Below are 14,074 nucleotides of genomic sequence, written 5' to 3'. Positions count from 1 at the left end.
GGAAAAGGACAATCACATGAGCTTAAGTGATGAAGAACAATTCGACAGCTTAAAGTCGTTCGCCAAAAAATATGGTTCTGCCATGATTAGCGGGATTCTCATTGCATTGATTGCCTTTTTCGGGTGGGAATATTGGCAAAAAAGAAACCTTGCAACGAGTCAGACAGAAACTGCAAAAGTACAGCAGTTAATGGATGAAGCAAATGCAACAGCTGATAACCCAAATGCTTTAGCTTCAATAACAGCTTCGGCAGATAAGATTGTAAAAGACGATATTGATTCAGTTCAGGCGATACAAACTCAATTTGTATTGGCAAAACTTGCATATGAAAAACAAGATTATGCTGCTGCTGAAAAAGCTTTGAAAAAAGTTGAGAATTCAAAAGTAAAAGATGAAGGACTGATTCAGGTTGTAAAATTGCGTTTAGCAGATGCACAATTGGCGCAAAACAAATATGATGAAGCTCTAAAAACCTTGTCTGGTGATGTCGATCCGGCATTTAAAGCAACAGTAGAAGAGTTACGTGGTGATATCTTTGTTGCTAAGAAAGATATTGATTCTGCTAAAAAAGCATATCAAGCTGCATGGGATTCGTTACTGGAACGTAAACAAGAGCGACAAATTTTACAAATTAAACTCGAAAGTGTTGGCGTTTTAGTTGAAGATCCACAGATTGAGCGCCCAATTTTGGAAACACAGGTGGAAGAGTCTTAATGAATCAGAAATTCAAACTGCCTTTGGCAATTGCAATCGCATCGGCTGTATTGGTCGGATGTTCTAGCAACAAAGTAAAAGAAGCAAAACCAAATCCACTACCGAAATTGACTGAGTCAAATAAGAGTTTGGTGCCCGTGTTTTCACGCAGTGTTTCTTCTACGAATAAGGCAGATCCATTACGTTTACAACTTGACGCTAGCGAAGGTGTCGTTTTTACCCTTGATCCTAAAGGTGAAGTTGCTGCATATCGTGGTAAACAACGTCTTTGGGAGAAAAAAGTTAGTAAATTGGGCTTAAGCTCTGGTGTTGAAGCAGCTGAAGGTATTGTTGTTGTTGGTAACAGTAAAGGTCAGTTATTTGCTTTAGATCAGGCAACTGGTGAACAAAAATGGACTGCACAATTATCTGGTGCTTTATTAAGTCCTTCTTTAGTTCAGTCTGGACGCGTGATTACAATTGCAAATGACGGTACTGTATTTGCACACGATGTATCATCAGGACAACAAGTTTGGGCATATAAATTGCCAAATGTTCAGTTCAGTTTACGTGGTCAGCCATCGCCAGTGAGTCTTGACCCTCGTACTGTTTTAATTGCTTCTGCAAATGCATATGTTTATGCAATTGATACGATTAGTGGTATTCCGCGCTTCCAACGTCGTGTTGCAGTAAGTGAAGGGCGTTCTGATATTCAGCGTTTAATTGACATTGATGGTGATCCGGTTGTTGTGGGTCAACTCATGGTAACAACTAGTTTCCAAGGCCAAGTAACTGTTACTGATCTTGCTTCTCAACGTGTGGTTTGGAGTGAAGATTCAAGTAGCACCAAGCGTCCAGAAGTTTATGATAATAAAGTGTTTGTTTCGTCAACTGATGGCAAGCTTACTGCTTATGACTTAACAACAGGCGAACAGCTTTGGCAAAATGATAGTCTCTTAAACCGTCATTTAAGTAATCCTGTCGTGTTGGGATCGGACCTTATTGTTGGTGATTTGGATGGTGTTTTACACCTAATCGACCCGACAACAGGTAAGTTGATTGGTCGTTCTAAAACAAGTGGTGAGGTCAATACATTACGTGTGATTGAGAATCAGCTCTATGTTTCGACCCGAAAAGGCGATTTAAGTATTTGGCAGAATCGTTAATTTTGTTCGCTTGTGCTAAAATAGCCGCTTAACAAATTACGCTGTTAAAAATATCGGGGTGTTTGAATTAAATCAGTTCAAAGCCCCGTCTTTTATTATGGTCATATCTGACCTTAAAATATATCTCCTGTACTGTTTTTAATGCTCATGCCATGAGATATGGCTGGTCTTGAATTAAGGTTATTGTATGAAACCCGTTATTGCGCTCATTGGTCGTCCGAATGTCGGAAAATCAACGTTATTTAACCAGATTACCAAGAGTCGTGATGCACTTGTAGCCGACTTCGCGGGTTTGACTCGTGACCGTAAATATGGTGATGCGACTTATCAAAATAAGTCTTTCATTGTTGTTGATACTGGTGGTATTGGTGAAAGTGAAGGCGGTATCGATAACTACATGGCCGAGCAGTCGAAAACAGCCATCAATGAAGCAGATATTATTATTTTTGTGGTAGATGCGCGTGCCGGATTGTTAGCTTCCGATGAGCAAATTGCCCGTGAATTACGTACTTTAGGCAAGAAAATTTATCTTGTTGCCAATAAGGTTGATGGTGTTCATGCTGAAGCTGCTTTAGTTGAGTTCTACAAGCTTGGTATGGGTGAACCATTACAAGTTGCAGCGAGCCATGGCCGTGGCGTACAACAAATGCTTGAGGATGTGCTTCAAGATATTCCGGAAGATGAAAATCCTGAAGAGCATGACAAAGATACCGGATTGCGTCTAGCAATTATTGGTCGTCCGAACGTGGGTAAATCAACGTTAGTAAATCGCTTACTTGGTGAAGACCGTGTGGTAGCGTTTGACCAACCGGGTACAACTCGTGACTCTATTTATATTCCGTTCGAGCGTGAAGGTCGTAAATACACTTTAATTGATACAGCAGGTGTACGCCGTAAAGGTAAAGTTGATGAAATGATTGAGAAATTCTCAATTGTGAAGACTTTACAAGCGATGAAAGATGCACATGTGGTGGTGGTTGTAGTTGACGCCCGTGAAGGTATTGTTGAGCAAGACTTACATTTAATTGGCTATGCGCTGGAAGCTGGGCGTGCCATGGTCATTGCGATCAATAAATGGGACAACATGAGTGAATACGACCGCAAGCAGTGTAAGCTTGATGTTGAGCGCCGTTTTGACTTTATTCCTTGGGCTCGAATTCACCTTATTTCTGCTCTACATGGTACTGGGGTGGGTGAGTTATATCCATCAATTCACCGTGCTTATGAGTCTGCAAACTTAAAGGTATCTCCTGCGAAATTGACGCAGATTTTGAATGATGCAACTGATCAGCATCAGCCGCCGACAGTTCAAGGTCGTCGTATTAAAATGCGTTATGCACACATGGGTGGACAAAATCCACCGACTATTGTGATTCACGGTAACAAGGTGGATAAGACTCCGGCAGATTATCGCCGTTATTTAGAGAATGTGTTCCGTAAGGTTTATAAGCTTGAAGGTACACCGGTTAAAATTGAATTTAAGACTTCTGAAAACCCGTTTGAAGGCCGTAAGAGTCAGGTCGATGAGCGTACTGCTGCACGTCGTCGTCGTTATATTCAGAAATTCAAAAAAGCAGAAAAGAAATTTAAACGTTAATCTGTTTTTAATTGAAAAAGCCCAAAGTCTTCTTTGGGCTTTTTATTGTATTGTCTAATCAGGTATCAGTAAGGTTTTAATGCTAGCAGTGAATTATGGATGGTTCGGATTAATAAAATGAATAGTAAACATGTGGACATTTATATAGGAAAACTCAATGATTTTTTAAAACGAAAACAACACGACTTTCCCGACTTTCGTACATTTAATGAGTATAAAAAACAGCAAATAAAGAGTATCAGAAATAGACTGATTGTAGAGAAACTACAACTCATTTCAACGGAATTGGAGTTTGCCAAGCATGAACATGGCAAACCTTATTTATTGAATCACACTTTGCATTTTAATCATTCCCATAGCCAACAATATTATGCTTTAGCGCTGAGTGAGCGAATTAAAGATATTGGTATAGATGTTGAAGAGCTTGATCGTAAAGTACGTCTGGATAGTCTGGCACAACATGCTTTTCATTCTGATGAATATGCAACGTGGCAAAGTCTAGAACAAGATAGAGAATATTGGTTTAAAGTCTGGACGACTAAAGAAGCTGTTTTAAAAGCATCGGGTCTGGGTATACGTTTAGATTTAAATACCTTAAACACCCAAGCACATCCTACAAATCAGGGCGGATTATGTTCGCATGAGCTTATTGGGACATTTGCCTACCAAAACTTTGTGTTAGGTAATATGATCTTAACAGTCGCATGGCGTTCAGAGCAATCATGCCGTGGATTCCAGTTTCCTTCTATTCAGATTCATTCACTTGACCGTTAAATCTAAATTACTCTCATAAAAAAACCGCGAATTACGCGGTTTTTTGAGTTTAGGGTAAGCTATAAAATTAAGCTTGCCCTTCAACAGCAGCAGCTTGAGCACGTTGCATGTTTGCTTCGAACTCTGCATCAAAGTTAATTGGAGTAAGAAGTAACTGTGGGAAGCTACCTTTTGTTACTAGATCGTTTACCGCTTCACGTAAGAACGGGAACAAAATGTTCGGGCAGTATGCACCCAAAATGTAAGGTAAACGGTCTTCTTCGATATTATCGATTAAGAAAATACCAGATTGAGTTACATCTACGATGAACGCTGTTTCATTATCGTTATTGGCTTGAACCACAACTTTTAAAGATACTTCAAAGTGAGTTGGGTCAATCTTTTCAGCAGCTGAAGAAAGATTGATGTTAAGTTCAGGTTGCCATTGTTTAGTGAAAACTTGTGCCCCTGGAACCTCAAAAGAAATATCTTTTGTATAAATACGCTCTAAAGCTAATTGTGGTTGAACTTGTTGTTCTTCGCTCATTGTTTTTTCCTTAATATGGATGCGATGTTAAGCCAATAATTCGTCGAGTTTACCTTCACGCTCTAAAGCATAAAGTTGGTCAAAACCACCGATAAACTGATCATTAATAAAAATTTGTGGAACAGTACGATGATTTGTACGTTGCATTAATTCAGCACGTACTTCTGGCGCTTCAACAGAAAGATTTACTTCTTTGTAAGCAACACCTTTACGCTCAAGTAATTGTTTCGCGCGAACGCAGTACGGGCATACAGAAGTTGAGTAAACAATGACATTTGCTGCCATAACAATTCTCCTTAAGCTTTTGGTTTGCTTTTAACGAGAGGTAAGCCTTGAGCTTTCCAGTTACTGATACCACCATCAAGGCGATAGCTGTCATGGTGAGCGACTTTCTGTAAAGCGCTACCAGCAACTTGCCCTAGGTTGCAAATAAATACCAATGGACGGTCACTTGCTTTTAATTCATCAGCATGACTTGCAATTTGGCTATAAGGAATATTGCGGCTACCACTAATGTGACCTTCGCGGAAGTCTTTGCTATCGCGTAAGTCAATCAAAAGGGCATTTTTCGCTTTCACTAAAATACCAAGCGACTGTGGAGAAATTTTACGACCGTTACGTTGACCTTCAAAAATGAAGAACAATACGATCAAGACTCCGAGTGTACCAAACAAAATGGGGTGATTCCCCATAAACTCTAACCAGCGTTCCACAAGTCACCTAAAAAATTAAAAACAAAATTGACCTAGAGTATAGCGTATATAGATGGTGATCAAAATCACCACTTCAAGGGCAAATGGGGCAGAAAATTAGTTTTTTTGCTGCGCTTCTTGAATCTCATCGATTAAACGTAAAAAGCTGTCTAGGCGGCGTGGTAAAATTTCACCTGCTTCAACAGCCTGTTTTAAGCCACAGTTCTTTTCATGAGTATGAGTGCAATTACGGAACTGACACGAACCTAAATGTGCTTCGATTTCAGGGAAGCCCATACGAATTTTATCTAAATCGAGATGCCAAAGCCCAAACTCGCGAATTCCCGGTGAATCAATTAAGGCGCCATTTCTACCAAAGTTGATTAAACGAGTAGAAGTCGTGGTGTGCTGTCCAAGTGCTGAGTTTTCAGAAATGATATTGGTTTTTTGTTCAGCATCTGGAATGAGCACATTAATAAGTGAGCTTTTCCCAACTCCTGACTGACCTACAAAAGCTACTGTCTCGCCATCAAGACGCTGGGACAATGCTGAGATGTCACCTTTAGAATGACAAATCATGACTTCATAGCCTAAATTTTCATACTCTTTGAGCATGTCGAGAATCGGATCATTTTCAGTGAGTAAATCTGATTTATTAAGCACTAAAAGAGCCGGAATATTCGCATCTGCACATGCCACTAAGTAGCGGTCAATCAAAGTAGGTGCCGGTTCTGGCAGTGGGGCAAAAACAATAACGATTAAGCTGATATTCGCAGCTACAGGTTTTACTTTGTGATAGCGATCCGGGCGTGTAAGTAATGAAGTACGTGGATGAATTGCGGTAATAATCCCTAAACCTGTATTAGGGTCAGCTTGCCACTTCACTCGGTCACCAGTGACCAGTAATTCAAGGTTTGTACGGGTGTGACAGCGCCAAACGCTATTTAATTCAATGGGTTTCCAAAACGGTTCTGGTTCGCCTTCGGCGACTTGCGGTTTTTCTGGGTGATGATCGGGTACAGAAAGTGCCTGTACTTCAAGTTGACGTCCATAGTGCTGTACAACCAGCCCATCTAGATCTTGTGAAGTATCGACTTCTTCTTGGCGAGTTTTATGCTGTTTTTCAATACGACGTTGCTGTTGCTCAGTTAAACGACGCTTACGAATTAGAGCCATTCATATCCCAAAAAAACCATTGTTTGAAGACCGCAAAAATAGCACGAAGCTGGTATGGAATTACAGCGCAGAAGCAAGAAATTTGCTACTATTGATGTTTTTACGGCACTTTAGAACGTACATTCATGAGCAGTACTTTAAATACACGATTAATTTGGATTGATCTGGAAATGACAGGTTTAGATACCGACAACGACCAGATTATTGAAATTGCAACAATTATTACAGATGATCATTTAAATGTACTTGCCGAAGGTCCGGTTTTGGCTATTCATCAACCTGATCGTATTTTAAATGCAATGGATGAGTGGAATACGCGTCAGCACGGCCAGTCAGGTTTAATTGAACGAGTTCGTCGTAGTAAATTGACAGCTCGTGATGCTGAGTTACAGACTTTAGAATTTCTAAAAAAATGGGTAAATCCAAAAGTTTCACCAATGTGTGGTAACTCGATTTGTCAGGATCGCCGTTTCTTACATCGTCTTATGCCTGAACTAGAACAGTATTTCCACTATCGTAATCTTGACGTATCTACAGTAAAAGAACTCTCAAAACGCTGGCGTCCTGAAATTATGAGTGGTCTGAAAAAAAATGCATCACATTTGGCGATGGATGACATTCGTGATTCTATTTCTGAGCTTAAGTATTACCGCGAATACTTCTTCATTATGAATACTGACGGTAAAGATTGATTAGGTTATTCAAGTAAGAAGAAAAGGGGGCGAAAGCTCCCTTTTTTATTGTTTAAAGGACATTGTTACAATAATGCCAAGTGGGAATTTGGCTTTCATATTCATTTTGCTTAAAATGATGTTTTAAGTTTATTTATTATAAAAAGAGAGCATTTATGCAAAGTAATAACCCGATACTGACACGCGTTGAAACGGTCAGTGACTATAGTCAACCGATGACCGTGCAAGGTGCGATTCAAAAATCTGTGATGTTGACCATCATTGCAGCCGCAGTGGGTGTCGCTTTATTTTTCTATGCAGCCTTTACTGCAAATGTTGGTATTGCTTATGCGGCTTCAATTGTGGGTGCAATTGGCGGCTTGGTTTTAGCTTTAATTACGACTTTTAAACCAACAACTGCTCCAACTTTGGCAATTCCTTATGCTTTATTTGAAGGGGCTTTCTTAGGTGGTATTTCTTTTACTTTCCAGTTGAAATATCCGGGCGTTCCTCTTCAAGCTTTATTGGCAACTTTCGTCACGACTTTGGTGATGTTTGGTCTATATAAGTTTCAAATCATACGCGCAACTGAAAAGTTCAAATCAGTTGTGATCTCTGCATCTCTGGCGATCTTTATTGTATTTATCGTGCAGATGGTGATGCGTTTAGCGTTTGGCTCAAGCATTCCTTATATTTTTGAAAGCAACTGGTTAGGTATTGGTTTTGCTGCTTTTGTTGCAGTGATTGCTTCACTGAACCTAATTTTAGATTTTGATTTGATCGAAACTAATGCAGCATATCGTGCACCAAAATTCATGGAATGGTTGTGTGGTATTGCCTTACTTGCAACTTTAGTATGGATGTATATCTCTTTCTTACGTTTACTTGGCTTATTGTCTGACGACTAGAAATGAGTCGGTAAAAAGTCGCTCCTAAATCGGAGCGATTTTTTTTCGTGCGATTTTTGAAAAAAGATGCATTATGCAATTTCGAAAAACGTTGAATATTGGCATTATGCTGAAAATTGTTTTGAGTGAGATCGGCATGACACAAGGACTTTTAGCAGGTAAACGCTTTTTGATTGCAGGCGTTGCTAGTAAATTATCAATTGCTTATGGTATTGCACAAGCATTACACCGTGAAGGTGCTGAGCTTGCATTTACTTATCCAAACGAAAAATTAAAAAAACGTGTAGATGAGTTTGCTGAGCAATTCGGTTCTAAGCTTGTGTTTCCATGTGATGTTGCCGTTGATGCTGAAATTGATAATGCATTTGCGGAACTTGCAAAACATTGGGACGGCGTAGACGGTGTTGTGCACTCAATCGGCTTTGCACCTGCACACACGCTTGACGGTGACTTTACTGACGTGACTGACCGTGACGGTTTTAAAATTGCTCATGACATTAGCGCATACAGCTTTGTTGCAATGGCACGTGCTGCAAAACCTTTATTACAAGCTCGCCAAGGTTGTTTATTAACTTTGACTTACCAAGGTTCTGAGCGCGTTATGCCTAACTACAACGTAATGGGTATGGCAAAAGCATCTTTAGAAGCTGGCGTTCGTTACTTGGCATCAAGTTTGGGTGTTGACGGTATCCGTGTAAACGCAATTTCTGCGGGTCCAATTCGTACTTTGGCTGCTTCTGGTATTAAATCTTTCCGTAAAATGCTAGATGCTAACGAAAAAGTTGCGCCATTAAAACGTAACGTAACCATTGAAGAAGTGGGTAATGCAGCGTTATTCCTATGCTCACCTTGGGCTTCAGGTATTACTGGTGAAATCCTATATGTAGATGCTGGTTTCAATACTGTAGGTATGAGCCAATCTATGATGGATGATGAATAAGTCTTAAGATTTATTCAGACATAAAAAAAGCCGTAGTTGAAGGACTACGGCTTTTTTACTGGGCGCAAGTTATTGCGGCAGTTCTTTTACAGGTGAACCGCCTAATGCCTGCATAAGGGTAACATAAGCGTTGTATTGGCTTTGTTTGGTTTCAACAAGACTCAAGCGCGCAGTACGTGTAGTTTGCTGTGCATCAAGAAGTGTTTTTAACGCAACAGCGCCATAACGGTAGCGGACTTCAGTTAAACGTTCAGTTTTTTCTGCAAGTTCGACATTACGCTCTTGTAACGCTACTTGTTTGTCGAGTTCTGTGCGGCTTGATAACGCGTTTTCTACATCAGCAAAAGCCTGATAAAGCGTTTGGCGATATTGAATAATCGCTTTTTCATAATCTAGGTTGCTAATCGCGATATCTTTTTTCATATCGTTATATTGCAAAAACGGTAGGCTTAAACTCGCTCCAAGCGTAAGGGCAGGGTTACGTAATAACTCCGTTAACGATGTGCTGCTTGAACCTAAACTACTGGTTAAGCTAATTGACGGGTAGTAGCTTGCTTTAGTTGCATCTTTAGTTGCTAGTGCTTTTCTCAAGCGAAGCTCAGCTGCTTGCAAGTCTGGGCGACGTGACAAAATATCCGCTGGTAAACCCGCACCAATAGCAGGCAGCGCTGTACGTGGTAAACGCTGTGGCTCTTGAATATTGAGTTGCTGTACTGGCTCATGCAATAACACAGCAATGGCTGTACGCGTTTCAACAAGCTGTTGCTCAATCTGGCTTAAACTTGCTTTTTGGCTTTGAACAGACTGCTCGGCTTGCGTAAGGTCTAAGCCTGAAACTGCACCTGCTTTATACTGAGTTTGAACCAATTGATAAAGCTTTTGCGAAGTGGCTAAGCTTTGCTGCGCAGTTGCATAACGTTCATTTAAATAGCCGAGTTGCCAGTAGAGTTTCGCAGTAGTGGCAATCAGACTTTGACCAGTAGCTTGAAGATCTTGTTCGGTTGCTAAGGCTTCCCATTTACTTGCTTCAGTTTGACGAGCAAGCTTGCCAAACAAATCAAGTTCATAGCTCACCCCAGCACTCATTGATAAACCTTTCGCGCTGTCATCTCCCGAATTTAAGTCGAAAGAATGTCCTGTAGAAACACTAGAGTTGGTCCGTAAGCCTTGTTTATTCGCGGTTAAATCAGCTTGCAAGCGTGCTTGCTTGAGTGTGATTCCCGCAACAGCCAAATCACTATTGCGCTCTAAAACATTAGTTACGAGTTGGTTGAGCTGTGTATCTCTAAACAATGTCCACCAACGGTCAGAATATTGCTCAACCGATGCTGTTTTAGCTTTAGCCTTATCGTACTGAAAACTACCCGGAACTTGTACAGCTGGTGCTTGGTAAGGTGTTTTTACTACAGCGGCACATCCCACAAGAGAACTAGTGAGGAGAAGTGCTGCGCTAAGTTTAGTCATAGAAAAAGACATGCAGTTTTCCTTATTCTCGTGATAGTGCTGCAACAGGGTCAAGTTTTGCTGCATTCTTGGCAGGTAAGAAGCCGAATACGACACCAATCAATGTTGAACACACAAACGCAGCAACAATTGACGTGGTTGAATAGGCGACAGCAAAGTTGCCACCGGCAAACTTATTAATCAGTTGTCCTAAGCCAAGTGATAGCAGTACGCCAAGTACACCACCAATCAAACATACTAAAATTGCTTCAATCAGGAACTGCTGCAAAATATCACTTTGTCGAGCACCCACAGCCATACGCACACCAATTTCTTGCGTACGTTCAGTCACCGAAACCAGCATAATATTCATTACACCGATACCACCAACTACCAGAGAAATTACAGCAATTGCTGATACTAAGAGGGTCATAGTACTTGTGGTTTTCTCAATGGTTTGTCGGATACTGTCACTGTTCATGGTGAAAATATCTTGGGCACCGTGGCGTTGGGTTAATAAGTTAACGATGGCGTTTTCAGCAGCACTGGTCGAGTATTTATCATTAATACGTACGATAATATTACGGACATGCGCTTGCCCTAACATACGGCTCATGACCGTGGTATAAGGCATATATACATTCAGCGTGTCATCCGAACCCATTCCGCTGGTCTGAGGTTCTACAATGCCGATAATACGAGCTGGCACGCTACCCAGTAACACGACTTGCCCGATTGGGTTAGTACCATCGCTAAAGAATTGTTTTTGCGTATTGGTATCAATGACTACATCTTGCGAACGGTCGCGGACACTTCGTTGATCAAAGGTTTGGCCGTCTTTAAAAACTAGACCTTTTACATCGAAATAATCGTTACTTACACCGTTAATAGTCGCATTTGCTTCATTTTGTTGATAACGCATGGTCTTGGATGTACTGACCATCGGGCTGACTGCACTGACATAAGGTTGTGTCATTAATGCATCGGCGTCGGCAGGAACCAGCGTTTTAAAATTGGCTGTCTTGGAGTTATCACCAAAACCACGACCTTGGAATACCGTAATTGTGTTGGTGCCTAAACTGCTAATGTTGCTCAAAATCTGTTGTTGAGAGCCATTACCCAGTGCGACCACCGTTACGACAGAGGCAATACCAATAATGATCCCCAGCATAGTTAAAAAAGTACGCATGCGGTGGGCATTCATGGACAGTAAAGCCATTTGAAAGGCTTCGGATAAGCGATCTAGGGTTGAACGCCAAGCCGAAATACTTTTGCCTTTTTTCTGCTTATTTTGTAAAGCAGGTGCTGCATCTGGATCAGATTTAACTTCTTCTAAAGATTGGTCTGGAACATTAGGACGGTCACTAATAATTTCCCCATCACTAATTTCGATAATGCGCGTTGCATTCTTTGCAACTTGCATATCGTGCGTTACCAAAATAATCGTATGGCCAGCCGCGTTGAGTTCACGCAAAATTCGCATCACTTCAACGCCGCTATGTGAATCGAGTGCCCCTGTTGGTTCGTCGGCCAAGATCACATCGCCGCCATTCATTAAGGCACGTGCAATTGATACACGTTGCTGTTGACCACCTGAAAGCTGGCTTGGTCGGTTTTGCGTTTTAGTACCTAAACCTAACTCCGTGAGCAGGGCAGTAGCTCGCTGTTTACGGTCTGCTGGAGTAACACCAGCATAAACAGCCGGAACCTCAACGTTACCTTCAGCTGATAAGTCACCCAGTAAATGATAGCGCTGGAAAATAAAACCAAAATATTCACGGCGTAACTGCGCTAACTGGTCGGGCTCTAGCTTACCGGTTTCTTGACCATTAACCTTATAACTACCACTTGTTGGGCGGTCCAGACAGCCCAAAATATTCATGAGCGTTGATTTACCAGAGCCGGACTGGCCAACAATAGCAACCAGCTCACCCTCATAAATGGTCAGGTCAATGCCTTTTAAAATTTGAATCGTGCTTTCGCCAGCAGGGAATTCCCGGACCAGATTGCTGACTTCAAGCAAAGCTTGTTTTGTCATGCTTACATTCCCATTGGACCGCTACGGCGACGGTTATTACCACTGTTTGCAGAAGCTGCAGAGTTTTCTGAACTATCAGCGATCACAACTTGGTCACCTTGTTTTAATCCGGCAAGTACTTGTGCATTTACACGGTTATTAATACCTACCAAAATTTGTGTTGGTTTAGTCGTACCATCTGCTTGTAAAACGCGAACTACACTTAGTGTTGCTTTGCCTTGTTCAATAAGTTGTTTTTGTTCAGGAGTTAAATTTAAGCGTTCTAAACGAACACCATTACCTTGATGCTTGCGTTCTGCACTTGGAGTAGAACTCGCTTTATCTGCCGATTGACCCTGTTTTCTTTGGCCAGAAAATTGTTTGCTACTTAACGCAGAAGATGGAACCAATAAGGCATTTTTTGCTGAATTTAATACGATATAAACTTGTGCAGTCATATCAATACGCAATTTGCCGTCCGTATTTGGAACATCAAATAAAGCGTTGTAGTAAACAGCTGAGCTTGTTGTTGAACTTGTGGTGCTGTTTGATTCACTAGAGATCGAATCTGGAGCAGGTTCAATTTGACGTAAGGTTGCATAGCGCTTGGTTTCATCACCTAAGGTCGTGAAATAGACCTGCTGACCTTTTTCCACTTTCATAATATCGGCTTCACTCACCTGTGCTTTAATCGTCATATTTTGAAGTTTTGCAATTTTGACGATAGTAGGAGCACTTTGGTTTGCGTTTACCGTTTGACCTTCTTCAGTCACAATCGCAACAACCGTACCATCAGTTGGTGCAACAATACGTGTATAGCCAATATTAGTTTGTGCTGTTGAACGCGTTATTTTTGCAGATTCAATTTGGGCATCTAATGCTTTAACTTGTGCCTGAGCTGTTTTATAAGCAGCTTCAGCCGACTCTAAATCTGCACGAGGTGTTGCATCTTGAGCATACATTTGTTGTTGACGACGATATTCGAGTTGTTTCTCGTTTAAAGAAGCGATTTGCTGAAGACGCTGTGCCTCTAAATTTTTAATATTAGCATCAGATGTTTTTAAACTGTTTTCTTGGGTGGTCGAGTCAATTTGTGCAATAAGTTGACCTTGTTTTACTTGATCACCAAGCTGTACATACATCTTTTTGACCTGACCAGATACCTGAGCACCCACACTAATAAGCTTGGTTGCATCAAGTGTACCGGTTGCAAGTACATTATTCTCAATATCCCCGCGAGTTACCTCTGCTGTAATATATTGAGGTTGCTGTTGTTTAGGCTTTAAGAATTTCCAAGCTAAGACAGCAATAATGGCGATACAGACGATAATAATTACGAGTTTAATTGGCTTTATTTTTGGCATGGCGAGAGGTCGAAAAGTCTAAAATTTAACTTAGTATAAGAGTCAAATGAGGATAAAACGTGAATTTTTATGATATTTCAATAAAGCAGGCAAATGATTTGGCTGC

Annotated in this window: 14 protein-coding genes; 7 read left to right on the top strand and 7 right to left on the bottom strand. The window is 41.0% G+C overall.

All coding sequences use genetic code 11. The features are described 5' to 3' along the window. Positions 1–16: 16 nt before the first annotated feature. The 4 genes from R5R67_RS00395 (at position 17) to R5R67_RS00380 (ending at position 4,231) form a co-directional block, all read left to right on the top strand. A complete protein-coding gene (locus R5R67_RS00395) occupies positions 17–715 on the top strand; it encodes a YfgM family protein (RefSeq protein ID WP_000058788.1) in 699 nt (232 codons plus the stop codon). Further along, the gene (bamB, locus tag R5R67_RS00390) at positions 715–1,860 is read left to right on the top strand and encodes an outer membrane protein assembly factor BamB (protein WP_001072122.1); all 1,146 of its coding nucleotides are present in this window, start codon (positions 715–717) and stop codon (positions 1,858–1,860) included. The genes R5R67_RS00395 and bamB overlap by 1 nt, the downstream gene beginning before the upstream one ends. 187 nt (positions 1,861–2,047) lie before the next feature. Continuing rightward, on the top strand, positions 2,048–3,457 hold the full coding sequence (der, locus tag R5R67_RS00385; protein ID WP_000805592.1) for a ribosome biogenesis GTPase Der: 1,410 nt from the start codon (positions 2,048–2,050) through the stop codon (positions 3,455–3,457). A 117-nt stretch (positions 3,458–3,574) separates the two neighbouring features. Then, positions 3,575–4,231 (top strand): 4'-phosphopantetheinyl transferase family protein, encoded by a 657-nt coding sequence (locus tag R5R67_RS00380; RefSeq protein ID WP_001085071.1) that lies wholly within the window; start codon positions 3,575–3,577, stop codon positions 4,229–4,231. 67 nt (positions 4,232–4,298) lie between these two features. On the opposite strand, the gene secB is transcribed toward R5R67_RS00380, so the two are convergent. The 4 genes from secB to rsgA form a co-directional block, all read right to left on the bottom strand. Beyond that, the gene (gene secB / locus R5R67_RS00375; protein WP_001288260.1) at positions 4,299–4,757 is read right to left on the bottom strand and encodes a protein-export chaperone SecB; all 459 of its coding nucleotides are present in this window, start codon (positions 4,755–4,757) and stop codon (positions 4,299–4,301) included. 27 nt (positions 4,758–4,784) lie between these two features. Further along, positions 4,785–5,042, bottom strand: coding sequence for a glutaredoxin 3 (gene grxC / locus R5R67_RS00370; protein WP_000729828.1), 258 nt, complete (start codon positions 5,040–5,042; stop codon positions 4,785–4,787). An 11-nt stretch (positions 5,043–5,053) separates the two neighbouring features. Then, positions 5,054–5,470, bottom strand: a complete 417-nt coding sequence (locus R5R67_RS00365) for a rhodanese-like domain-containing protein (RefSeq protein ID WP_000443006.1) — start codon at positions 5,468–5,470, stop codon at positions 5,054–5,056. 96 nt (positions 5,471–5,566) lie between these two features. Then, complete coding sequence (rsgA, locus tag R5R67_RS00360; protein ID WP_001174001.1) at positions 5,567–6,625, bottom strand: ribosome small subunit-dependent GTPase A; 1,059 nt, start codon at positions 6,623–6,625, stop codon at positions 5,567–5,569. A 125-nt stretch (positions 6,626–6,750) separates the two neighbouring features. Here rsgA and orn point away from each other — a divergent pair, with 125 nt between their 5' ends. From orn to R5R67_RS00345, 3 genes are all read left to right on the top strand, one after another. After that, the gene (gene orn / locus R5R67_RS00355) at positions 6,751–7,317 is read left to right on the top strand and encodes an oligoribonuclease (RefSeq protein WP_000099436.1); all 567 of its coding nucleotides are present in this window, start codon (positions 6,751–6,753) and stop codon (positions 7,315–7,317) included. 155 nt (positions 7,318–7,472) lie between these two features. Further along, positions 7,473–8,204: a Bax inhibitor-1/YccA family membrane protein gene (locus tag R5R67_RS00350; RefSeq protein ID WP_001191562.1), complete on the top strand. Its 732-nt coding sequence runs from the start codon at positions 7,473–7,475 to the stop codon at positions 8,202–8,204. 136 nt (positions 8,205–8,340) lie between these two features. Then, on the top strand, positions 8,341–9,144 hold the full coding sequence (locus R5R67_RS00345; protein ID WP_002027450.1) for an enoyl-ACP reductase: 804 nt from the start codon (positions 8,341–8,343) through the stop codon (positions 9,142–9,144). 69 nt (positions 9,145–9,213) lie between these two features. Here R5R67_RS00345 and R5R67_RS00340 read toward each other — a convergent pair whose 3' ends face one another. The 3 genes from R5R67_RS00340 to R5R67_RS00330 are packed head-to-tail and all read right to left on the bottom strand — an operon-like array spanning position 9,214 to position 13,968. After that, entirely contained in the window at positions 9,214–10,608 is a 1,395-nt protein-coding gene (locus R5R67_RS00340; RefSeq protein ID WP_168079880.1) for an efflux transporter outer membrane subunit, read from the bottom strand. A 22-nt stretch (positions 10,609–10,630) separates the two neighbouring features. Then, entirely contained in the window at positions 10,631–12,625 is a 1,995-nt protein-coding gene (locus R5R67_RS00335; protein WP_000165904.1) for a MacB family efflux pump subunit, read from the bottom strand. Between the two features lie 2 nt (positions 12,626–12,627). Continuing rightward, positions 12,628–13,968 (bottom strand): MacA family efflux pump subunit, encoded by a 1,341-nt coding sequence (locus tag R5R67_RS00330; protein WP_001124207.1) that lies wholly within the window; start codon positions 13,966–13,968, stop codon positions 12,628–12,630. Positions 13,969–14,074: the final 106 nt, after the last annotated feature.

The sequence above is a fragment of the Acinetobacter sp. OYA S30 genome (assembly GCF_033599315.1).
Lineage (GTDB): Bacteria > Pseudomonadota > Gammaproteobacteria > Pseudomonadales > Moraxellaceae > Acinetobacter > Acinetobacter baumannii.
This window is presented reverse-complemented; position numbering and strand designations above follow the sequence as displayed.